Origin of the sequence: Streptomyces rubrogriseus, assembly GCF_027947575.1 — a bacterium.
In the GTDB taxonomy this organism is placed as follows: Bacteria; Actinomycetota; Actinomycetes; order Streptomycetales; family Streptomycetaceae; genus Streptomyces; species Streptomyces rubrogriseus.
This window is the reverse complement of record NZ_CP116256.1, coordinates 200,294-221,846: the sequence shown is the minus strand read 5'-3', so window position 1 is coordinate 221,846 and position 21,553 is coordinate 200,294. Positions and strand designations below refer to the sequence as shown.

The following is a 21,553-nucleotide window of genomic DNA, read 5'->3' as shown; positions in this document are numbered from 1 at the left end:
GGGGCGCCGGGCTCTCCGGAGTGGTGCCGCGGGGGCGGACTACTCGCCGTCCTCGTCGGTCGGCTTCTCCGCCTCGTTGACGTCCTGCTCCAGGCCGAGCTGCTCCACGAGCCACCGGTCGAACTCGATCGCGGCCCGCACCCAGCTGACCGTCGAGGAGACGAAGTGCTCCAGGCTGACGCCCATGCCGATCAGCATCTGCGCCTCGCCGATCAGGCGGACCGTGCCGTCGTCGTGGGTGTGGGAGTACACCTTGGGCCACAGGGTGCGCCGGTTCCAGTCGTCGACCGACTCGAGCAGCTGCGGCTTCTCGTCGATCTGGTGGGGCCGGTCGTAGAACGTCCGCACCGAGAAGACCTGCTGGTCACCCTCGCCGCGGAACATGAAGTACGTACGGAACTGCTCCCACGGCGCCGCGAGGTCACCCTCGTCGTCGACGACGTACTTCAGCTCCATCTGTTCGAGGAGCTGCTTCACAAGATCCTGATCCGGGACGACGGGGCCCGCCGGTCCTTGGGGCTGCGGCTCGGGCTGCTTGCCCCCGAAGTTCGGAATCGAAGACGGATCGATAGACATTCTGGGACACTCCTGCGGTCGTCTGGCTCGTCCGGCCATAGCTGAGACCAGACGTACTGACCACCCTCTCTCGCCCGGGCCGTGCCCGGCAACCTGCCTGGCCGGGAGCCGGCCGCGCGGTCGGGTCAGCGTGAGTACCAGAACCCCGGCCCCATCCCCTTGGTTCGCCGCAGGTCTGTGAAATACCGGCGGGCTTCCTCTTCGTGGCAGTCGATCCCGACGGCCTCCTCAACCCCTCTCGAGGGACTCACACCGCTCGCCCGTCGCTGTGAGGCGGAGGGAAGGTACATGTGTACGCTTCCCGACTTGTGCGTACCTTCGCAGAAGAAGCGAGCACCGGCCTTGACGAGGAGAGCTGCCCGGCTCTCCCAGTTCTTCGCAGCACGCCACTGTTCTCGGTAGACCACGCCGGTCGGCTCCTCCTCCCAGCGCGCATGGACCACCGGCTCGGCTTCCAGTCTCGAGATCGTCATCGCGTGTTCGTCCATCTGCCGGGTGAGCGCAGCAACGGCCGCCGGTGCGGTTGCCGTGCCGATGGCAACGGTGAGATTGGCGAGCGCGTTGCGCAACTCGGCGATGGCTGCGGTGTGGTCCCGCCCCGGTACGTATCTGCGCTTCGTCTCGGTCAGGTCACCGGCACGGCCCAGGAAGTCTTGCTCCACGACTCCACAGAGACTTTCGGCGCGCCACGTCGCAGGAGCCTCGCAACGGTTCATTTCGGAAACGGACCGACACTGGTAGTACGTCAAGATCGCAGCCGTGCCGTCAGCCAGGTGATTCTTCTGGTTCCGCACGTACATGGGGCGACCGCACAAGCAGAAGACCACGCCGAGCAACGGGGTCCGCCAGCCCGTGCCCGGTCTGGATTCCGCTGCGCGCGGCTCGGTGACAACCGCTTCCTGCAACTCTGCGAACTCTTCGGGCGTGAGGACGGGTTCCGCCCAGACCACGGCTTGGCCTTCTACGTCCAGGACAGGTTCAGAACGATGCATCATCACACCCATCAGGGCGGGTGATCTCAGTATGTTGCGCAGTGGCGTCACGGACCAGCGGGTCCCCTTCTCAGGCCTGCGTTCCTGTCTCGGAAGATCCTTGTTCTGTTCTCTGCGCTGGTGATCACGGGCGCTGGGCACGCCCCGAAGGTTCCAGTCTCTCGCCACGGCGTAGACGGTGTCCTCGCCATGCACGAGGCGGTCGTAGGCTTCACGCACAAGCTGCGAGGTACAGGGATCGACGACCAGACGCTTGCGGCGCTCCCCCAGGTGGGAAAAGACCTCGACACGGTAGCCGAAAGGCCAGACACCGCCGTTCCAGAGCCTGTTCTCACGGAAGAACTGCGTACGGTCGAGCTGCTTGGCCTGCACTGCTTTGCGATACTTGGCCGCCTGTGCCGCCTTGATACCCGCGAGCATCCGTCCGTCTTCGGATCGGATGTCGAACGTCGGATCGTCGAGGACCTCGACGTCCTTCCCGTTCTTCAGGACCCAGTCGACAAAATGCCACCAGTGCATGTCGTCCCGCGTAATGCGGTCCTGCTCGGTGACCATGAGCACGTCCCATTCGTGGACCAGCGGCTCTAGGAGCCATCTCCTCAGACTGGGACGCTGGTCGAGATGGACAGCACCGGAGATGGTGGCATCGACGACCCGGCCCACCTCCTTGTAAGTGCCCTGCCGCATCGCGCGCGTGAGGGCCTCATCCTGCCTGGTGAGCGCCGAGGACGCCTCACTGTCACGACTGATGCGCTGAACGGCCAGAACTCGCTTCATGTCGACACCCCTCCCGTTCGACACAACGAGCACATCAACACATCAGTTACGTCAAACAGCCATTATCGACTCGAAGCTCATCGTGAAAGCCCCCTTGAGAGGGCCCGCCCGCACCACGACCACGCGGTCCTGGAACACCTGCTCCAGGACCGCGATGGGAGAGGACCTTGCGCACTACAGCGTCTTGCCGCTCGCCGGTCCCACGATCAGGTCGTCGCCGAAGCGGTCCACCCGGACCGTGTCGCCGTCCTTGATCTCGCCGGAGAGGATCTCCCGGGCGAGCCGGTCGCCGATCGCGGTCTGCACGAGGCGGCGCAGCGGGCGGGCGCCGTAGGCCGGATCGTTGCCCTCCTCGGCCAGCCAGGCGAGGGCCTCGTCGGTGACCTCCAGGGTGAGGCGGCGTTCGGCGAGCCGCCGGGCCAGGCCGTTGATCTGGAGCCGTGCGATCCGGCTCAGCTCCTCCTTGCTGAGGGCCGAGAAGACCACCAGGTCGTCGAGCCGGTTGAGGAACTCCGGCTTGAAGGAGGACCGGACCACCTCCAGGACCTGCTGCTTCTTCTCCGCCTCGCCGGTCGTCGGGTCGACCAGGTACTGGCTGCCCAGGTTGGAGGTGAGCACCAGGATGGTGTTGCGGAAGTCGACGGTGCGGCCCTGGCCGTCGGTGAGACGGCCGTCGTCCAGCACCTGGAGCAGGATGTCGAAGACCTCGGGGTGCGCCTTCTCCACCTCGTCGAGCAGTACGACCGTGTACGGCCGCCGCCGCACGGCCTCGGTGAGCTGGCCGCCCTCCTCGTAGCCGACGTAGCCGGGCGGGGCGCCGACCAGCCGGGCCACGCTGTGCTTCTCGCTGTACTCGGACATGTCGATGCGGACCATGGCCCGCTCGTCGTCGAAGAGGAAGTCGGCGAGCGCCTTGGCCAGCTCGGTCTTGCCGACGCCGGTGGGGCCGAGGAAGAGGAAGGAACCCGTCGGGCGGTCCGGGTCGGCGATCCCGGCCCGGCTGCGCCGTACGGCGTCGGAGACGGCCCGCACGGCCTCGGTCTGGCCGATGAGCCGCCTGCCCAGCTCGTCCTCCATGCGCAGCAGCTTCTGCGTCTCCCCTTCGAGCAGGCGTCCGGCGGGGATGCCGGTCCAGGAGGCGACGACGTCGGCGATGTCGTCGGCGCCGACCTCCTCCTTGACCATGGTGTCCCGGGCCACCTCTTCCTCCGCCTCGGAGGCGGCCTCCAGGTCGCGCTCCAGGTCCGGGATCTCGCCGTAGAGCAGCTTGCTGGCGGTGTCGAAGTCGCCGTCGCGCTGGGCGCGCTCGGCCTGCCCGCGCAGTTCGTCGAGCTTCTCCTTCAGCTCGCCGACCCGGTTGAGGGACTGCTTCTCCTTCTCCCAGCGGGCGGTGAGGCCGCGCAGCTCCTCCTCCTTGTCGGCGAGGTCGCGCCGCAGCCGCTCCAGGCGCTCCAGGGAGGCGGCGTCGGTCTCCTTGCCGATCGCCAGCTCCTCCATCTTCAGCCGGTCGACGGAGCGCTGGAGTTCGTCGATCTCGACGGGCGAGGAGTCGATCTCCATCCGCAGCCGGGAGGCGGCCTCGTCGACCAGGTCGATGGCCTTGTCGGGCAGGAAGCGGGAGGTGATGTACCGGTCGGAGAGGCTCGCGGCGGCCACCAGCGCGCTGTCCGCGATCTGCACCTTGTGGTGGGCCTCGTAGCGGCCCTTGAGTCCGCGCAGGATGGCGATGGAGTCCTCGACGGTCGGCTCGGCGACCAGCACCTGCTGGAAGCGCCGCTCCAGGGCGGGGTCCTTCTCGATCCGCTCCCGGTACTCGTCGAGCGTGGTCGCGCCGACCATGCGCAGCTCGCCGCGCGCGAGCATGGGCTTGAGCATGTTCCCGGCGTCCATGGCGGAGTCCCCGCCGGCGCCGGCGCCGACGACGGTGTGCAGCTCGTCGATGAAGGTGACGACCTGCCCGTCCGAGTCCTTGATCTCGGCGAGCACGGTCTTCAGCCGCTCCTCGAACTCACCGCGGTACTTCGCCCCGGCGACCATGGCGCCGAGGTCCAGCGCCACCAGCCGCTTGTCCTTCAGGGACTCGGGCACGTCCCCCTTGACGATGCGCTGGGCGAGCCCTTCGACGACGGCGGTCTTGCCGACGCCGGGCTCGCCGATGAGGACGGGGTTGTTCTTGGTCCGCCGGCTGAGCACCTGGACCACCCGCCGGATCTCCTGGTCCCGCCCGATGACGGGGTCGAGCTTCCCGTCCCGGGCCGCGGCGGTGAGGTCGGTACCGAACTTCTCCAGGGCCTTGTACTGGCCCTCGGGGTCGGCGGTGGTCACGCGACGCCCTCCCCTCGCCTTGCGGAAGGCCTCCTGCAGCTTCTTCGCACTGGCTCCCTGCCCCTCCAGTACCTCACCGGCCGCGCCGCCCTTCGCGGCGATGCCGAGGAGCAGGTGCTCGGTGGAGAGGTACTCGTCCCCGAGTTCCTTGGCGCGTGCCTGGGCGTCGGCGACCACGGCGAGCATCTCACGGCTGGGTTGCGGGGGTGCGACGGTGGACCCGGTCACGCTGGGCAGCCCGGCGACGATGCGCTCGGCGCCGGTGCGCACCGCGGCGAGGTCGGCCTCGACAGCGGCGAGCAGGTCGGTGATGTTCTCGTTGTCCTGCCCCTGGAGCAGGGCCAGGAGCAGGTGGGCGGGGGTGAGGTCGGCGTTTCCCTCGGTCACGGCCCGGTTGCTGGCCGCGTTGATCGCGTCCCGGCTCCGGTTGGTCAGCTCGGCGTCCACGTTCTGGCTCTCCTCCTCGCGTCAGTGCTGACTCATCCAGCGTACACAAAGTTGAGTCGATTCCACTCAAGGTGGATCGCCCGTCTCCCTCAGGGACGCCAGAGTGCTCGCACAGGGAGTCGGGACCACGTCGCACGAGTGCCTTTTCGGCCAGCCGTGGAACCGGCCGCTGTCGTGGGATGTCCGCACATGCGACAGCGGCGTCACCGTGTTCAGGTCACGGTGACGCCGCTGCCGGGGGGAAGCACCTGAGCGATTGTGTTACGACGGGGGAATCGCGTCAGGCACTGCGGGGGGTGGCCGAGATGGTCCTCACTTCGGGGATCTCCGGCTGCTCGAGCCGGTGGTCCCGCTGGTCCAGGTTCACAAAGATCATTCCGTACCGGATGGCACACCGGACGGGCTGCGGCGCCCCCCGAGGCCGCCGCAGACACCGGTACGCACGCACGTCGCCGTCCTCGTCCAGCGTGACGACGACCGGCTCGCCGAAGACGGTCACCATCAGGGAGTCACCGGCGTGCGGGATCGCGGTGACCAGGTCGATGAAGTGCCAGCCGGAGCGGTAGGCGCTGGCCATTTCACGACGGAAGGAGCGGTCGTCGGGTGGCGTGGTCACTTCAGCCCCCCGAGTTCGCAACGCCCGATGGCCAGTGACTGTCCGCCCGAACATCGCCCTCCGTATCGGAGTTAAAGCTCAGCGCTCCGAAGATGGCGGCGGCGAAGAGGGCGCCAGCAAGCACCGAGCGAACCAGTCTGTTGCGCATGGTCGGCTTCGTCCTCACTCGTAAGTCTCCTCTTCCCCCGTCAGGTAAGACGATGGCTCATTCCCACACCTCATGGCCACACAATCGGTGCATCATGTTCCTGCATGTTCAGGACCCTGGGGGGTGGAGATTTGGTGGCAAATCAGACTAAGGCGTCGCATCCCCATGCGGTGACCGAACTGTGCGACGAAGGTACCCGGCTCTACGCGAACGCCCTACGCCTGGGACGGATCGCGAGGGCAGACGTGGAATCCGCTCCCTGTCTGATGGAACTCGCGCTGATACACCCGGATCCGGACGATGCCGACTGGTTGCGCCCCGTGCCTCCGTCTGCCGCTCTGGCTCAGCGCCTGCACCCCCTCGAGCGGGAGATCACGGAACGGCGGCGGCTCTCGATCGAGCTGGCGGACGCGTTCGAACCTTTCATGGCCATCGGCACGCAGCCGGCGCGGAGCGAGCACTCCATCACGGTGCTGGAGGGCGGTGACCGCATCAACGCGGCCCTCAACCTGGCCACCACCCAGTGCCGGACGGAGATGCTCACGGTACAGCCGAGTGACGACCAGTTCTCCGAACGCAGCCTCATTCAGGGACTCGAGCGGGACAAGCCGCTGACGGAGCGCGGTGTGCGGATCCGCACGCTCTACCAGCACACGGCCCGGTACAGCCCACAGAAGATCGCCTACGTCGCCCAGCTGTCCAACGGCAAGGCGGAGTACCGCACGATCGACGAGGTGGTGGAGCGCCTCATCGTCTGCGACGAGACCGTGGCGTTCATCCCGACGCGCGACGACCAGCAGGTTGCCCTCGAGATCCGTAATTCCGGCCTGGTCCGTTACCTGATCAAGGTCTTCGAATTCATGTGGAGCCGGTCCGTGCCGCTGAACGCCGGCGCGCCCTACGAACCCGCACCGGGTGGTATCACCGACATCCAGTACTCCATAGCCAAGCTGCTGGTCGAAGGACACGTCGACGAGGCCATCGCCCGGCGCCTGGGCATGAACGTACGCACCTGCCGAGCACACATAGCCAAACTGGCACAGTCCCTCGGTAGTGGCAGTCGCGCCCAACTCGGCTACCTCATAGCCCAGTCGGGGATCCTGGAGACGGATCACTGATCCCAGTCGACGAAGAGAGCCACACGTGACCCGAGAGATGCATCACCACGGAACGGAGGAGCTGTGTGATGCGGGCCTGGAGATCTACGCCCGCGCACTGCGGGAAGGACACCTTCCCAGCGCCGAGGCAGCCGCGGCTCCCTGCCTGATCGACAACGGCGTGCTTCACCCGGCCGTCGAGGACCTGGACCGCCTCGAGCCCGTACCGCCCACCGTCGTGCTCCAACGCCTGCTCCGGTCCTCGGAGGACCGCATCGCCGACGAGAGACGGCGCGGGCAGCGGATGGCCGATGTCTTCGAGCCCCTCATGCGTCTGGGTCGCCGCGATGCCCCCACCGAGGACACTCCGGCCCTCAGAATCCTCAGCAGCAAGGAGCGCACCGGCCAGGCAATCGAGGAAGCCATGGCCGAGGGCAGGAAAGAACTCCTCGCCATCCAGCCGCACGACTCACACGTCGGGAAGCGCCCCGACATCCTCGAAGGGGCCATGAAGCGGGACCAGGACTTCCTCGACCGCGGGGCCCGCGTACGGGCGTTGTACCAGCACACCATCCGCCACGCCCCCTACACGCGCGCCCGCTACGAGCAGCTGACCGGTGACGTCGAGGCGCGCACGCTCGACGAGGTGACCGAACGCCTGATCATCATCGACCGCACCGTCGCCTTCATCCCCGCCAGCGCCGACCGCTCCCTCGCGCTCGAAGTCCGCCACCCCGCCCTCATCGCCTACTTCGTCAACACCTTCGACCGCCTCTGGCACCTCGCCACGCCCATGTACCCCCAAGCCGTCCACCAGCCCACCCTCAACGGCATCACCCCACGCCAACGCGCCATAGCCGCCCTCCTCGTCGAAGGCCACACCGACAGTGACATCGCCGACCGCCTCGGCATGAACGTCCGCACCGCACGCGTCCACATCGCCAAGCTCGCCGCCACCCTCGGCAGCGAGAGCCGGGCCCAACTCGGCTACCTCATCGGGCAGTCGGGGATTCTCGACCAGGAAGCATGACGGGGGACGGGGCGCTGCGCGGGGAGCCGTCCAGGCCGGCCTGGGCTATGCGGACGCCCAACTGCGTGCGGCTGGCCGCGCCCAGGGTCTCGGAGAGCCGGGCGATGTGCGCACGGGCCGTACGGACGCTGATGCCGAGGCGTTCCGCGATCACCGCGTCCTGGTGGCCCTCCGCGAGGAGCGCCGCGATGGACTGCTCGCGGTGGGAGATGCCCTCGATGCCGGTGTCGGGGAGGGGGGCGGTGAGCGGGATGGCGAGGCGCCACAGGCGTTCGAAGACCGTGACCAGGTAGGAGATCAGGGCGGGATGGCGCAGCTCCAGGGCCATCGTGCGGTCGGTGTTGGCGGGGATGAAGGCGACGGTGCGGTCGAAGAGGATGAGACGGTCGATGACCTCGTCCAGGGTGCGGGCTTCCACCGCGTCGCCCATCAGCTCCAGGTAGTTGAGCAGGCCCTGGCCGTGCCGGGCCACGTGCGTGTACAGGTCCCGCATCCGCACCCCGCGCCCGCGCAGCGCCAGCGCCCGGTGCAGGCCCTCGGACAGCTCGTGTTCGCGCCGGATGCCGCCGGGCTGGACGGTGAGCACCTCCGTCGTACAGGCCTGCGTCGCCTCGTCCATCGCGGCCTGGATGCGGGACAGCCCGTCCAGGACCCGGATCGCCGTGCTCTCCGTGCCGGCCGGGGTCTGGAGCAGCCGGCCGAGGTCCGCGTACCACTCGAAGGCCTCCACGGCCGAGCCCACCCGCCGCTGACTGGCGCTGACCTCGTCGTGGACCCCGCGCAGCAGCCGCGTCATCACCTCCTGCGGGGAGGTCGGCACCAGCCAGTCCATGTCGTCGGGGTCGGGGTGCAGCAGGGCCAGTTCCAGGAGGCAGGGCACCGGCTCGGCGTCCCGGCGCGGTACCCGGCCGCGCCGGACCGCCCGGGAGTAGACGCGGTCCCCGGCCGCGCACAGCCGGTCGGCCCCGTGGGGGTGCTCCTGAGCCCCGTGCCCGGCCATCGCCCATCCCACCCCCGGTTCCGGCTCTTCCGCAGCGCAACTATGCGCGGCCGGGACCGGCTCCGCAACAAGGCTCCGCAGCGGACGGAGGCCGAAAAGAGCCGGTTGCGGGCGGAACGCCCGGTCACCGTGGAACCGGGCGGACACGCGGGCTGTCTACTTCAGACCGAGCTCCGCGCACGCGTCCTCGTACTTGGCGGTGCAGATGTCGGTGACCTTGTAGAAGCCCTCCGCGACGACCGTCTCCTCGATGTTGGCCTTGGTGAGGGCGACGACGGGGACGAGCTGGGCGGGGATGCCCTTGTGGGTGGGGCTGTCGACCTTGTCGCGGGCCAGCGCGTCGAACTGGATGTCCCGGCCCTGGACCCGCGCCACGGCCATCTCCGCGGCGTTCTCGGCCTCCTGCGGGTAGGACTTGTACACGCTCATGTACTGCTCGCCGGTGACGATCCGCTGGACCGCCGCGAGTTCCGCGTCCTGGCCGGTGATCGGCGGCAGGTCGGTGACGCCCGCGTCCTCCAGGGCCTTGATGATGCCGCCCGCCATGCCGTCGTTGGCGGAGTAGACGCCCGCGATCTTCTTCTTGCCGATCTTCTCGATCGCCTCGGTCATGTTCGCCTCGGCGTTCTCCGGCTTCCAGTCCTTGGTGTCGAAGGACTGGGCGATCGTCACCTTGCCGTTCAGCTCCGACAGCGCGCCCGCCTTGAACTGCTTGGCGTTGGGGTCGGTGGACGAGCCGTTCATCATGACGATCTTCTCGGAGCTCTCCGGGTCGCCGCCGAGCGCCTCGATGAGCGAGCGGCCCTGGACCTCGCCGACCAGCTCGTTGTCGAAGGAGATGTAGGCGTCGATCGGGCCCTCGGCCAGCCGGTCGTAGGCGATGACGGGGATGCCGGCGTCCTTGGCCTTCTGCACGCCGTCCGCGATCGCGTGCGCGTCGACCGCGTCCAGCACGATCACGTCGACCTTGTCCTCGATCATCTGCTGCATCTGGTCGGCCTGCTTGGTGGCGCTGGCCTCGGCGTTGGCGTACTTGACGATGCCCTCGTCACGCGTCAGCTCGCCGACCTTCTTCTTGAAGAAGGGGTAGTCGAACTGCTCGTAGCGCGTGTTCTCCTTCTCCGGCAGCAGCAGCCCGACCAGGAGGTCGTTGCCCTTGGTCGGGCTGGCGTCGTCGCTGCTCTCCGACGCGCCCAGCATGCCGCAGGAGGCCAGCGAGAAGGTCATCAGGGACGCGGCCACGGATATGGCGATTCGACGGGCACGGCTGCTCACTGCGCTAGACCTTCCGACACACGGGCGTAGTTGGTATCCAGGTGACCCAGGTGACCCCGGTGAAGAGAGCCAACGCTGTCTTCACCAAATCGTCAAGAAGTACTAGACCAATGAGACAGCACCGTTGTGAACCGGCCCCGGAGGACGCGGTGGTCCTCCGGGGCCGGTGATGCCGTTTTCCCTTGTGCCGACTGCCGGTCCGGCTCAGTCCGAGGACTGGCCGCGGCGCCCCGGACGCCAGACCACCAGGGCGCTGGTCTGCTGTACCTCTTGGTAAGGGACCAGGTCACGGCGGTACGACGCGTGCACCGCGGCCTCGCGCTGGCGCATCGCCGTGGCCGCGCCGTCGAGGGCGGCGGCCAGCTCGGCCGCGCGGGCCTGGAGCTCGGCGACCTGGTTCTCCAGTTCGATGATGCGCTTGATTCCGGCCAGGTTGATGCCCTCGTCCTGCGACAACTGCTGGACCTGCCGGAGCAGTTCGATGTCGCGGGCCGAGTAGCGCCGGCCGCGGCCGGCCGTGCGGTCGGGGGAGACCAGGCCGAGGCGGTCGTACTGGCGCAGCGTCTGCGGGTGCAGGCCGGAGAGCTGGGCCGCCACCGAGATGACGTAGACCGGGGTGTCCTCGGTCAGTTCGTACGGGTTGCGTCGACGACCGTCCATTCCCGTCATGCTCCCTTCGCGGCCTGGAACAACTCCGCCCGCGGATCCTCGTCCGCGGTCGCCTCGCGATACGCCTGAAGCGCGTCACGAGCCTTCCCCGTCAGATCCTTCGGAACACTCACCTCCACGGTGACCAGGAGGTCGCCGCGGGTGCCGTCCTTGCGGACCGCGCCCTTGCCCCGGGCCCGCATGGTGCGGCCGTTGGGCGTGCCCGCCGGCAGCTTCAGCGTGACGGACGGACCGCCCAGGGTCGGGACGCGGACCTCGCCGCCGAGGGCCGCCTCGGCGTAGGTGACCGGGACGGTGACGGTGAGGTTGTCGCCCCTGCGGCCGAAGACGGGGTGCTCCTTGACGTGCACGACCACGTACAGGTCGCCCGCCGGACCGCCCCGCTCGCCCGGCGTGCCCTTGCCGCGCAGCCGGATGCGCTGCCCGTCCGAGACCCCGGCGGGGATACGGACCTGCATCGTCCGCGAGGACTTGGCGCGTCCGGAGCCCTTGCAGACCTCGCAGGGGTCCTCGGCGATCAGGCCGCGGCCCTTGCAGTCCGGGCACGGGTCGGTGAGGGAGAAACCGCCGCCCGAGCCCCGGGCGACCTGGCCGGTGCCGACGCAGGTCGGGCACACGCGCGGCGTGCCGTTCTTGTCGCCGGTGCCCGAACAGGCCTTGCAGGGCGCCTGCGAGGACATCCTGAGCGGCACGGTCGCGCCCTCGATGGCCTCGGTGAAGCTCAGGGTGACCTCGGACTCGATGTCCTGCCCGCGCCGCGGCTGCGTACGCGTGCCGGTGCCCGGTCCGCCGCCGGTGCGGTTGAACAGGCCGCCGAAGACGTCCCCGAGGCCGCCGCCGAAGCCGCCGGCGCCGCCCTGGCCTCCCCCGCCCTGGGCGCCGCCTCCGAAGAGGTCGCCCAGGTCGAAGTTGAAGGTGCCGCCGCCGCCCGCGCCCGGCCCCGGGCGGAAACCGCCGTTGCCGAAGAGGGCGCGGGCCTCGTCGTACTCCTTGCGCTTCTTGGGGTCACCGAGGATGTCGTTGGCCTCGGAGATCTCCTTGAAGCGCTCCTCCGCCTTGACGTTTCCCTTGTTGGCGTCCGGGTGGTTCTCGCGGGCGAGCTTCCGGTACGCCTTCTTGATCTCGGCCTCGGTGGCGTCCTTGGGGACGCCGAGAACCTTGTAGTAGTCCTTCTCGATGAAGTCCTTCGTGCTCATCCCCGACGTCCCTCCTCTCGCGCCCTGTGCGTCACCTCGAGCTCAGCCCTCGTCCGGGCCACCGCTCTCCTTGGTCCCGGCGTCGTCCTCCGCGCCCGAGGCGTCCTGCGCCTCGGTGGCGTCCTCGGCCGGCTTGACCGTCTGGGCGCCCGGCTGCGGCTCGGCGACCGCCACCCGCGCGGGGCGGATGGTGCGTTCGCCGATCCGGTACCCGGGCTGCAGGATCGCCACGCAGGTCGTCTCGGTGACGTCCGGTGCGTAGGAGTGCATCAGGGCCTCGTGGATCGTCGGGTCGAAGGGCTCGCCCTCCTTGCCGAACTGCTGGAGGCCCAGCTTGGCGACCGTGGTCTCCAGCGACTCCGCGACGGACTTGAAGCCGCCGACCAGTTCGCCGTGCTCCCGGGCACGCCCGACGTCGTCGAGCACGGGAAGCAGCTCGGACAGGAGGTTCGCGACGGCGACCTCCTTGACCGCGACGCGGTCCCGCTCCACCCGGCGGCGGTAGTTCTGGTATTCGGCCTGGAGGCGCTGGAGGTCCGCGGTGCGCTCGTTGAGCGCGGTGCGCACCTGGTCCAGCTGGGCCACCAGGCCCGCGTTCTCACTCGCGTCCCCGGCCGGGGCCGCCCCCTCTTCGGAGGCGGCCTGCGGCTCGGCGTCGTCAGGGGTGGCGCCGGAGGGGACGTCGGGCTTCTCCTCGAAACCCGGGGTCTCCTCCGTCACGCGGCACCGTCCTTGCGCTCGTCGTCCACGATCTCGGCGTCGACGACGTCGTCGTCGGCCTTGTCACCGGCGCCCGCGTCGGCACCGGCGCCCGGGGCCTCGCCGCCGGCGGCCTGCGCGGCCTGGGCGTCGGCGTACATGGCCTGGCCCAGCTTCTGCGAGACGGCGGCGACCTTCTCCGTGGCGGTGCGGATCTCGGCGGTGTCCTCGCCCTTGAGCTTCTCCTTCAGCTCGGCGACGGCGGACTCGACCTCGGTCTTCACCTCGCCGGGGACCTTGTCCTCGTTGTCCTTGAGGAACTTCTCCGTCTGGTAGACGAGCTGCTCGCCCTGGTTGCGGGACTCGGCGGCCTCGCGGCGGGCGTGGTCCTCCTCCGCGTACTTCTCGGCCTCCTGGCGCATCCGGTCGACCTCGTCCTTCGGCAGCGAGGAGCCGCCGGTGACGGTCATCTTCTGCTCCTTGCCCGTGCCCAGGTCCTTCGCGGTCACGTGCATGATGCCGTTGGCGTCGATGTCGAAGGCGACCTCGATCTGCGGGACGCCGCGGGGCGCCGGCGGCAGACCGGTCAGCTCGAACATCCCGAGCTTCTTGTTGTACGCCGCGATCTCGCGCTCGCCCTGGTAGACCTGGATCTGCACGGAGGGCTGGTTGTCCTCGGCGGTGGTGAAGATCTCCGAGCGCTTGGTCGGGATCGTCGTGTTCCGCTCGATCAGCTTGGTCATGATGCCGCCCTTGGTCTCGATGCCGAGGGACAGCGGGGTGACGTCGAGCAGCAGGACGTCCTTGACCTCGCCCTTGAGGACACCGGCCTGGAGGGCGGCGCCGATGGCGACGACCTCGTCCGGGTTGACGCCCTTGTTGGCGTCCTTGCCGCCGGTCAGCTCCTTGACCAGCTCGGCGACGGCGGGCATACGGGTGGAGCCGCCGACGAGGACGACGTGGTCGATCTCGGACAGCTGGATGCCGGCGTCCTTGATGACGTTGTGGAACGGCGTCTTGCAGCGCTCCAGCAGGTCGGAGGTCAGCTGCTGGAACTGGGCGCGGGTGAGCTTCTCGTCCAGGTGCAGCGGGCCCTCGGCGGAGGCCGTGATGTAGGGGAGGTTGATCGTGGTCTCGGTGGACGAGGACAGCTCGATCTTGGCCTTCTCGGCCGCCTCGCGCAGGCGCTGGAGCGCCATCTTGTCCTTGGCCAGGTCCACGCCGTGGCCGGACTGGAACTGCTTGACCAGGTAGTCGACGACGCGCTGGTCCCAGTCGTCACCACCGAGGTTGTTGTCACCGTTGGTGGCCTTCACCTCGACGACGCCGTCGCCGATCTCGAGCAGCGAGACGTCGAACGTACCGCCACCGAGGTCGAAGACCAGGATGACCTGCTCGTCCTTGTCCAGGCCGTACGCCAGCGCGGCGGCGGTCGGCTCGTTGACGATGCGCAGGACGTTGAGGCCCGCGATCTCACCGGCCTCCTTGGTGGCCTGGCGCTCGGCGTCGTTGAAGTACGCCGGGACGGTGATGACCGCGTCGGTCACCTTCTCGCCCAGGTAGGACTCGGCGTCCCGCTTCAGCTTCTGCAGCACGAAGGCGCTGATCTGCTGCGGGTTGAAGTCCTTGCCGTCCAGGTTGACCTTCCAGTCGGTGCCCATGTGGCGCTTGACCGAGCGGATGGTCCTGTCGACGTTCGTGACCGCCTGGCGCTTGGCCACCTCGCCGACGAGCACCTCGCCGTTCTTGGCGAAGGCGACGACGGACGGCGTGGTCCTGGCGCCCTCGGCGTTGGTGATGACGGTGGGCTCGCCGCCCTCCAGAACGCTGACGACGGAGTTAGTCGTGCCCAGGTCGATGCCGACCGCACGTGCCATGGTGAATAACCTCCAGCTGACTTGAGTGGAACAGGCTCAAGTGTGCACGACACCCGGCGATGGGTCAACAGAGGTGAGTCGAGCCGACTCAACTCTTATCCGTTCCTTACACGCAACGGCGCTCCGACCTGCACGTTCTCGGTACTCGTGGCCTGACGAACCGGAAAAATCGCCGCCCGGAAGGACGCACCCCCCGCGCCTCCGGTTGCCCCACGAAGCGCCTGGGACACTCCGGCCCGCGGCCGCCGCACGCGCGGATACACGTCCACGGCAGTCAGCGCGCAGAGCACCCCGGCGCCACCGACCGGCCCGTACCCCGTCCGGGCGAGCACGGCGGCCCCGGCGAGCAGGAAGCCGGTGAAGAGCGACCCGCACGCGCCGAGCGCGATCCGCGCGGGATGCCAGTTGTGCGGCAGGAACCCGGCGAGCGCGGCGGCCGGCACGAGCAGCAGCACCGCGGGCCCGTCCATCAGCTCCACCGCGGCACACGCGCCGACGCCGAAGGCGGTCACGACACCCACCGTGCCGGCCACCCCGTCGGCGTGGTCGAGCCCCCGGAAGGCGCCGGTAACCAGCGCCACCCGGCCCACCGCGAGCGCCCCGGCCACCGGCCCCGTCTCGCCGTACGGCACCACGCAGGCCGCCGCCACGGCCGTACCGGCGAGGAGCCACCGCCGTAGAGCCCGGGCATAAGCTATGCCGAATATCATGCTTTGCGACGAATCGCACCGCCACACCGGCATGGCACCGGTGTGGCGCCGACGGGACACCGGGTCCGGACGGACCCACCGGGGTCAGGGTTGCCTCAGCGACGCAGATCACCGCACGTCCGACTACAGTGCGGCGGAGGATGGGGGTACTCTCAGACGAACTGAATAAGTTACCGCTTAGTAATACCGCCCCCTCGTAACCTCGCAGGCCCGAGGAGCCCCCAAATGCAACTCGCCGCGATCATCGTGTCGCTGGTCCTGATCGTGGTCGGCGTCGCACTGTTCGGCCGCGCCGTCCTGCAGATCGTCAACTACATGCGGCTGGGCCAGCCGGTGCCGGCCGGAACGCGGACCAACGACCCCGTGGACCGCACCGTCACCGTGGTCCGGGAGTTCCTCGGCCACACCCGGATGAACCGCTGGGGCATCGTCGGTGTGGCGCACTGGTTCGTCGCGGTGGGCTTCTTCTCCCTGCTGCTGACCATCGTCAACGCCGTCGGCCAGCTCTTCCAGGCCGACTGGATCCTGCCGGTCATCGGCGACTGGGCGCCGTACAACGTCTTCGTCGAGTTCATCGGCACGATGACGGTGCTCGGCATCCTGGTCCTGATCGTGATCCGGCAGCTCAGCCACCCGCGCAAGCCGGGCCGCAAGTCCCGCTTCGGGGGCTCCAACTTCGGCCAGGCGTACTTCGTCGAGGCCGTCATCCTCATCGTCGGCGTCTGCATCTTCATGCTGCACGCGCTGGAGGGCGCCCTCCACCACGTGGACGGCTACGAGGCGTCGTTCTTCATCTCGTATCCGGTCGTCTCCGCGTTGCAGGACGTGGACCTCGGCACGCTCCAGAACCTGGTCTACTTCTTCGCCGGGCTGAAGATCGCGACCTCCTTCATCTGGATGATCACGGTCGCCCTGAAGACCGACATGGGCGTGGCCTGGCACCGCTTCCTGGCCTTCCCGAACATCTGGTTCAAGCGCGACGCGAAGGGCGGCACCGCGCTCGGCGCGCTGCTCCCGATGACCTCGGGCGGCAAGCCGATCGACTTCACCGACCCCGGTGACGACGACGTCTTCGGCGTCTCCCAGGTCGAGCAGTTCTCCTGGAAGGGCCTGCTGGACTTCTCCACCTGCACCGAGTGCGGCCGCTGCCAGTCGCAGTGCCCCGCCTGGAACACCGGCAAGCCGCTCTCCCCCAAGCTCCTGATCATGTCCCTGCGCGACCACGCGCACGCCAAGGCCCCCTACCTGCTGGCCGGCGGCGGCAAGACGATGGAGGGCGAGGAGAAGGCGTCCGAGGAGCAGCTGGCGGGCGTGCCCGCGGCCGCGCTGGCGGAGGCCGAGCGCCCGCTGATCGGCACCCTCGAAGAGAACGGCGTCATCGACCCCGACGTCCTGTGGTCCTGCACCACCTGCGGCGCCTGCGTCGAGCAGTGCCCGGTCGACATCGAGCACGTCGACCACATCGTCGACATGCGCCGATACCAGGTCATGATCGAGTCGGCGTTCCCGTCCGAGGCGGGCACGATGCTCAAGAACCTGGAGAAGAAGGGCAACCCCTGGGGCCTGGCGAAGAAGCAGCGCCTGGAATGGCTCAAGGAGCTGGACTTCGAGGTCCCGGTCGTCGGCAAGGACATCGAGGACCTCACCGAGGTCGAGTACCTGTACTGGGTCGGCTGCGCCGGCGCCCTCGAGGACCGCGCCAAGAAGACCACCAAGGCCTTCGCCGAGCTGCTGCACATCGCGGGCGTGAAGTTCGCGATCATGGGCGGCGACGAGAAGTGCACCGGCGACTCCGCCCGCCGCCTCGGCAACGAGCCCCTGTTCCAGGAGCTCGGCATGGAGAACGTCATGTCCCTCAACGCCGCCTTCGGCGAGGAGATGGACGAGGACGGCAAGGTCACCGACGAGTCGCGCAAGCCCAAGTCGGCCAAGAAGATCGTCGCCACCTGCCCGCACTGCCTCAACACCCTCGGCAACGAGTACCCGCAGCTCGGCGGCGACTACGAGGTCATCCACCACACCCAGCTGCTCCAGCACCTGGTCGACGAGGGCAAGCTGCTCCCGGTCACCCCGGTCGAGGGCATCATCACCTACCACGACCCGTGCTACCTGGGCCGCCACAACAAGATCTACACCCCGCCGCGCGAGATCATCGCCGCCGTCCCGGGCGTCCGCAACGAGGAGATGCACCGCCACAAGGAGCGCGGCTTCTGCTGCGGCGCCGGCGGCGCGCGGATGTGGATGGAGGAGCGGATCGGCAAGCGCATCAACAACGAGCGCGTCGACGAGGCCCTCTCCGTCAACCCGGACATCGTCTCCACGGCCTGCCCGTTCTGCCTGGTCATGCTGACGGACTCGGTCAACGGCAAGAAGAACGACGGCAAGGCCAAGGAGTCCATCCAGGTCGTCGACGTCGCCCAGCTCCTGCTGGACTCCGTCAGGACCCCGGCCGACCCGACCGGCGAGCCGGAGCCGGAGAGCGAGCCGACCCCGGAGCCGGTGAAGTAGCCGCCGCTCACCCGCTCGACCGACACCCCCGGGTTCCGTCCGAACCCGGGGGTGTCGCCGTATGTCGAACGCGTGCATGATTACCCGGTCGTTGTCGGTGCTGGTGGTACGGGTTGATACGGACGAGGTGAACGGTGCGGCGCCTGCGAAGAAACACCCTGACCGGCACGGCCGCCGTCGGCTGCCTGCTGCTGCTCGCCGCCTGCGGCCACGGCCCGGCGCCCGCTGCCGAGGACGCCGCCGCGTCCACCCCCGTACGCGCCGCCCAGGCCCCCGCCCTGCTCCCCGTCCCGCACGGCGAGGGCAGCGAGGTCCCCGACGACTTCAACGGCGACGGCCACCGCGACCTGGTCCTCGACAACCTGGTCACGGCCGAGACCCACACGGACGACGCGGGCATCGGCATCGTCTACGGCTCTCCCCGCGGACTGGTACCGGGAGCCCGGCAGCTGCTCACGCCGGAGAAGTTCGCGGCGCCGACCGACGGCCAGTTGCCGGCCGTCTTCGAGGCGGAGGCCAGCTGCGACCTCGACGGCGACGGCTTCACCGACCTGGTGGTCACCACCGACCCGCCCTACGACGGCCAGGGCCGCCCGCCGGTCCCGCTCCAGCTCCTCTTCGGCTCCCCGTCGGGGCCGACCGGCCGCGCGGTCCCGCTGACCATCCCCGACAAGGCCCGCTACGGCAACGACTGGCCCGAGCGCCCGGTGTGCGGCGACTTCGACGGCGACGGCGCCCAGGACCTGGTCGTCCACGCCTCCGCCGGCCGCCTCAGCCACCTGCGCGGCCCCTTCACCCGCGAGGGCGCCCCGCGCCGGGCCGACGCGGCCATCCCGTCCCCCGGCGAGGCGCCGACCGGCCCCGCCGCCGACGTGAACCGCGACGGGTACGACGACCTCGTCGTCCGCACCTCCGCGGGCCCCGGCAAGGCGGCCCTCGTCCTGGGCGGCCCCGACGGCCCGACCCGCACCGGGGTCACCCTGCCCACCGGCGTCGACATCGCGCTGGGCGCCTTCGGCAAGGGCAAGGCGCTGGACGCGGCGGTGGGCACCCCGGACGGCACCGCACTGCGCTTCGACCTCCCCAGCGCGGCCCGCGGCACCCTCGGCACGCCGGGCTCGATGCTCGACGCCGCCGACTTCGACGGCGACGGACTGAGCGAGCTGGTCTCCAGCGGCTCCGGAGTACGCGTGTACCCCGGCCGCGGGACGGGCCCCACGACGCGGGGCGCGGTCACGGTGCGGCCCGCGTCGACCGGCACGACCCGGGTGCTGACGGCCGGCGACTTCGACGGCGACGGCCTGGCGGACCTGGTGCTGCGCACGTCCCAGGGCGACACGAAGGACTCCGTCGAGGTCCACCGGGGCGCGGCTAAGGACCTGGTCACGGCACGGGCCGCGGTCACGTTCTCGACGGCGCAGTTCCTGCCCGGCTCCTGACCCGCTCCCGGCCCGCTCCCGGCCCCGCGGGAGGACCGGCGCGGCCGGCGCCCGCCCGGCACCTCGGCCCCGGGCGGGCCGGTAGCGGGGGCGGTGTGCGGCGCGGCTAGGGTTCCTCCGCGCGTCACAGGGGAGGGAAACAACACCCGCGACACACGGCCCGACGTGGTCGGCCGCGACCGGGCGGGACGCCTGTGGTCCAGCCCCGGCAGCGGCTACCCGGGCCGGATCATCGGCACCGGCGGCTGGAACACGATGGGGTACCTCGTCGGCGTCGGCGACTTCAACGGCTCCGACGCCCCCGACCTCCTCACCGTCACCAACGACAGCTACAGGGACGACGGTTCGTCCTACGGCGCCGGCTGGCAGCTCACCTACCCGGGCCGCGGCGACGGCCGCCTCGCAGCCGCGTGGCGCGTGCAGGACGGCTGGTGGGGCTTCACCGCCTTCTGCTGACGGCGCGCCCCGCCCCACCGGGGCCGTACGCCCCCCGTACGGCCCCTAGGGGACGTCCCGGTCAACCCCCGTAAGGGATGTCACAGCTCGGCCGCAAAGGACCCCCCGAACGGCCGGGCCCCGCACGTCACTCTCCGGGACCAGGTACGTTCGAAGGCGTGGCTGGATTCAGGATCGGACGCGGCCGGGACAACGGCGCTCCAAACGCGCGACCGCAACGCCCCCCGTACGGACAGCAGGCGCCCCAGGGACCCCCGTACGGCGGCCCGGCGACGCCTCAGCAGCCGTACCCGCAGCCGCCGTACGGAGGTGGCGCCCCAGGACCGGGCCGGGCCCCCGGCGGATCCCCCTGGCCGCAGGCACCCGGCGGCGGGCACGGCGGCGGACCTGTCGGCGGGCACGGTGAGCCGGAGTACTTCGGCGACGGCGGCTACGGACAGGGCGGCCCCGGCGGCCACCCCCAGCAGGCCCCGTACGACCCGTACGCGGCCAACAACCCGGGCCACACCCAGGCGTTCACGGTCGACGACCCCTACAACCAGGGCGACACCTACCGCGCCGGCTCCGCCCCGGCCCCCGGCCCGATCGGTCCCCGCCTGCACTGGAAGGACCTCCTGCGGGGCGTGATCCTGGCGCCCAACCAGACCTTCCTCCAGATGCGGGACTACGCGATGTGGGTCCCGGCGCTCATCGTGACGTTCCTCTACGGCCTGCTGGCGGTCTTCGGCTTCGACGGCGCCCGCGAGGAGGCGATCAACGCCACCCTCTCCAACGCGATCCCGATCGTCCTGACCACGGCGGTGGCGCTGGTGCTGAGCGCCTTCGTGCTGGGCGTGGTCACCCACACCCTGGCCCGCCAGCTCGGCGGCGACGGCGCCTGGCAGCCCACGGTCGGCCTCTCCATGCTGATCATGTCCCTCACGGACGCCCCGCGCCTGGTCGTCGCGATGTTCGCCGGCGGTGACGCACCCTTCGTCCAGATCCTCGGCTGGGCCACCTGGGTCGCGGCCGGCGCCCTCCTCACCCTGATGGTCGGCCGCTCCCACGACCTGCCCTGGCCCAAGGCGCTCGGCGCCTCCGCCATCCAGCTGATCGCCCTGCTGTCGATCGTGAAGCTGGGCACGTTCTAGTCGCAGACATACGGAAGGGCCCCGGCGTGACGTGCGCGCCGGGGCCCTTCCGTATGTCTGCCGCCGTCCGTCGGACCGTCCGGTCAGGCGTCGAGCACCTGTCCCTGCCGCCGCACGACGGGCGGCTGAACGCTCCACGGGAAGTTGATCCAGTCGTCGGTCCGCTTCCACACGTACTCGCACTGGACGAGGGAGTGGGACTTCTCATAGATCACCGCGCTGCGGACCTCGGCGACCGTGTCGAGGCAGAAGTCGCGCACCAGCTTGAGCGTCTTGCCGGTGTCGGCGACGTCGTCGGTGATCAGGACCTTCTTGTCGGAGAAGTCGATGACGTTCGGGACCGGCGCGAGCATGACGGGCATGTCGAGGGTGGTCCCGACCCCGGTGTAGAACTCCACGTTCACGAGGTGGATGTTCTTGCAGTCCAGCGCGTACGCCAGCCCACCGGCGACGAAGACGCCCCCGCGGGCGATGGACAGCACTATGTCCGGCTCGTACCCGTCGTCGGCGACGGCCTGCGCCAGCTCGCGCACGGCGACGCCGAACTGCTCGTAGGTCAGATTCTCCCGAACATCACTCATGCGCG

General features: G+C 69.6%; 17 protein-coding genes and 1 pseudogene. 6 read left to right on the top strand and 12 right to left on the bottom strand.

The genetic code is table 11. The features are described 5' to 3' along the window. Nucleotides 1-39: 39 nt before the first annotated feature. The 4 genes from Sru02f_RS01045 to Sru02f_RS01030 all read right to left on the bottom strand — a co-directional run bounded on the left by Sru02f_RS01045 (nt 40) and on the right by Sru02f_RS01030 (nt 5,733). A complete protein-coding gene (locus tag Sru02f_RS01045) occupies nt 40-576 on the bottom strand; it encodes a YbjN domain-containing protein (RefSeq protein WP_104636093.1) in 537 nt (178 codons plus the stop codon). A 125-nt stretch (nt 577-701) separates the two neighbouring features. Next, complete coding sequence (locus tag Sru02f_RS01040; protein ID WP_109029516.1) at nt 702-2,345, bottom strand: recombinase family protein; 1,644 nt, start codon at nt 2,343-2,345, stop codon at nt 702-704. A 174-nt stretch (nt 2,346-2,519) separates the two neighbouring features. After that, the gene (gene clpB / locus Sru02f_RS01035; protein WP_109029326.1) at nt 2,520-5,117 is read right to left on the bottom strand and encodes an ATP-dependent chaperone ClpB; all 2,598 of its coding nucleotides are present in this window, start codon (nt 5,115-5,117) and stop codon (nt 2,520-2,522) included. 280 nt (nt 5,118-5,397) lie between these two features. Beyond that, entirely contained in the window at nt 5,398-5,733 is a 336-nt protein-coding gene (locus tag Sru02f_RS01030; protein ID WP_109029325.1) for a Rieske (2Fe-2S) protein, read from the bottom strand. Nucleotides 5,734-5,985: 252 nt separating this feature from the next. On the opposite strand from Sru02f_RS01030, the gene Sru02f_RS01025 reads away from it, so the two are divergent. Beyond that, nucleotides 5,986-6,999: a helix-turn-helix domain-containing protein gene (locus Sru02f_RS01025; protein WP_167469284.1), complete on the top strand. Its 1,014-nt coding sequence runs from the start codon at nt 5,986-5,988 to the stop codon at nt 6,997-6,999. A 37-nt stretch (nt 7,000-7,036) separates the two neighbouring features. Continuing rightward, the gene (locus tag Sru02f_RS01020; RefSeq protein WP_109029324.1) at nt 7,037-8,008 is read left to right on the top strand and encodes a helix-turn-helix transcriptional regulator; all 972 of its coding nucleotides are present in this window, start codon (nt 7,037-7,039) and stop codon (nt 8,006-8,008) included. Here Sru02f_RS01020 and Sru02f_RS01015 read toward each other — a convergent pair. From Sru02f_RS01015 to Sru02f_RS00985, 7 genes and pseudogenes are all read right to left on the bottom strand, one after another. Then, nucleotides 7,971-9,008 carry a helix-turn-helix transcriptional regulator gene (locus Sru02f_RS01015; protein ID WP_164279310.1) on the bottom strand — a complete coding sequence of 346 codons (1,038 nt, stop codon included), beginning with the start codon at nt 9,006-9,008 and terminating at the stop codon, nt 7,971-7,973. The two genes, Sru02f_RS01020 and Sru02f_RS01015, sit on opposite strands and share 38 nt — an antisense overlap. Before the next feature lie 156 nt (nt 9,009-9,164). After that, on the bottom strand, nt 9,165-10,283 hold the full coding sequence (locus Sru02f_RS01010; RefSeq protein ID WP_109029322.1) for a sugar ABC transporter substrate-binding protein: 1,119 nt from the start codon (nt 10,281-10,283) through the stop codon (nt 9,165-9,167). A 204-nt stretch (nt 10,284-10,487) separates the two neighbouring features. Continuing rightward, on the bottom strand, nt 10,488-10,943 hold the full coding sequence (locus tag Sru02f_RS01005; protein ID WP_109029321.1) for a heat shock protein transcriptional repressor HspR: 456 nt from the start codon (nt 10,941-10,943) through the stop codon (nt 10,488-10,490). Between the two features lie 5 nt (nt 10,944-10,948). Then, on the bottom strand, nt 10,949-12,148 hold the full coding sequence (gene dnaJ, locus Sru02f_RS01000; RefSeq protein ID WP_003975270.1) for a molecular chaperone DnaJ: 1,200 nt from the start codon (nt 12,146-12,148) through the stop codon (nt 10,949-10,951). 42 nt (nt 12,149-12,190) lie between these two features. Continuing rightward, entirely contained in the window at nt 12,191-12,868 is a 678-nt protein-coding gene (grpE, locus tag Sru02f_RS00995; RefSeq protein WP_109029320.1) for a nucleotide exchange factor GrpE, read from the bottom strand. Then, nucleotides 12,865-14,724, bottom strand: a complete 1,860-nt coding sequence (gene dnaK / locus Sru02f_RS00990) for a molecular chaperone DnaK (RefSeq protein WP_109029319.1) — start codon at nt 14,722-14,724, stop codon at nt 12,865-12,867. The genes grpE and dnaK overlap by 4 nt, the downstream gene beginning before the upstream one ends. Nucleotides 14,725-14,819: 95 nt before the next feature. After that, a pseudogene (locus tag Sru02f_RS00985) lies at nt 14,820-15,410 on the bottom strand (undecaprenyl/decaprenyl-phosphate alpha-N-acetylglucosaminyl 1-phosphate transferase); the annotation flags it as partial. Nucleotides 15,411-15,659: 249 nt separating this feature from the next. Between Sru02f_RS00985 and Sru02f_RS00980 the strand changes: the two are divergent. The 4 genes from Sru02f_RS00980 to Sru02f_RS00965 all read left to right on the top strand — a co-directional run bounded on the left by Sru02f_RS00980 (nt 15,660) and on the right by Sru02f_RS00965 (nt 20,967). Further along, complete coding sequence (locus Sru02f_RS00980) at nt 15,660-17,942, top strand: (Fe-S)-binding protein (RefSeq protein WP_109029318.1); 2,283 nt, start codon at nt 15,660-15,662, stop codon at nt 17,940-17,942. A 134-nt stretch (nt 17,943-18,076) separates the two neighbouring features. Next, the gene (locus Sru02f_RS00975; protein ID WP_109029317.1) at nt 18,077-19,381 is read left to right on the top strand and encodes an FG-GAP repeat domain-containing protein; all 1,305 of its coding nucleotides are present in this window, start codon (nt 18,077-18,079) and stop codon (nt 19,379-19,381) included. Between the two features lie 165 nt (nt 19,382-19,546). Next, nucleotides 19,547-19,837 (top strand): hypothetical protein, encoded by a 291-nt coding sequence (locus tag Sru02f_RS00970; RefSeq protein WP_109029316.1) that lies wholly within the window; start codon nt 19,547-19,549, stop codon nt 19,835-19,837. 77 nt (nt 19,838-19,914) lie between these two features. Beyond that, nucleotides 19,915-20,967 carry a Yip1 family protein gene (locus tag Sru02f_RS00965; protein WP_109029315.1) on the top strand — a complete coding sequence of 351 codons (1,053 nt, stop codon included), beginning with the start codon at nt 19,915-19,917 and terminating at the stop codon, nt 20,965-20,967. Between the two features lie 83 nt (nt 20,968-21,050). Here Sru02f_RS00965 and Sru02f_RS00960 read toward each other — a convergent pair whose 3' ends face one another. Then, on the bottom strand, nt 21,051-21,548 hold the full coding sequence (locus Sru02f_RS00960) for a phosphoribosyltransferase (RefSeq protein ID WP_003975262.1): 498 nt from the start codon (nt 21,546-21,548) through the stop codon (nt 21,051-21,053). Nucleotides 21,549-21,553 lie beyond the last annotated feature (5 nt).

Bases quoted from the DNA above. Each gene is read 5' to 3' on its own strand.
- Sru02f_RS01045 (WP_104636093.1), bottom strand. From the start codon at position 576: ATGTCTATCGATCCGTCTTCGATTCCGAACTTCGGGGGCAAGCAGCCC.
- Sru02f_RS01040 (WP_109029516.1), bottom strand. From the start codon at position 2,345: ATGAAGCGAGTTCTGGCCGTTCAGCGCATCAGTCGTGACAGTGAGGCG.
- Sru02f_RS01025 (WP_167469284.1), top strand. From the start codon at position 5,986: ATGTTCAGGACCCTGGGGGGTGGAGATTTGGTGGCAAATCAGACTAAG.
- Sru02f_RS01020 (WP_109029324.1), top strand. From the start codon at position 7,037: ATGCATCACCACGGAACGGAGGAGCTGTGTGATGCGGGCCTGGAGATC.
- Sru02f_RS01015 (WP_164279310.1), bottom strand. From the start codon at position 9,008: ATGGCCGGGCACGGGGCTCAGGAGCACCCCCACGGGGCCGACCGGCTG.
- Sru02f_RS01005 (WP_109029321.1), bottom strand. From the start codon at position 10,943: ATGGACGGTCGTCGACGCAACCCGTACGAACTGACCGAGGACACCCCG.
- dnaJ (WP_003975270.1), bottom strand. From the start codon at position 12,148: ATGAGCACGAAGGACTTCATCGAGAAGGACTACTACAAGGTTCTCGGC.
- dnaK (WP_109029319.1), bottom strand. From the start codon at position 14,724: ATGGCACGTGCGGTCGGCATCGACCTGGGCACGACTAACTCCGTCGTC.
- Sru02f_RS00980 (WP_109029318.1), top strand. From the start codon at position 15,660: ATGCAACTCGCCGCGATCATCGTGTCGCTGGTCCTGATCGTGGTCGGC.
- Sru02f_RS00965 (WP_109029315.1), top strand. From the start codon at position 19,915: ATGTCACAGCTCGGCCGCAAAGGACCCCCCGAACGGCCGGGCCCCGCA.
- Sru02f_RS00960 (WP_003975262.1), bottom strand. From the start codon at position 21,548: ATGAGTGATGTTCGGGAGAATCTGACCTACGAGCAGTTCGGCGTCGCC.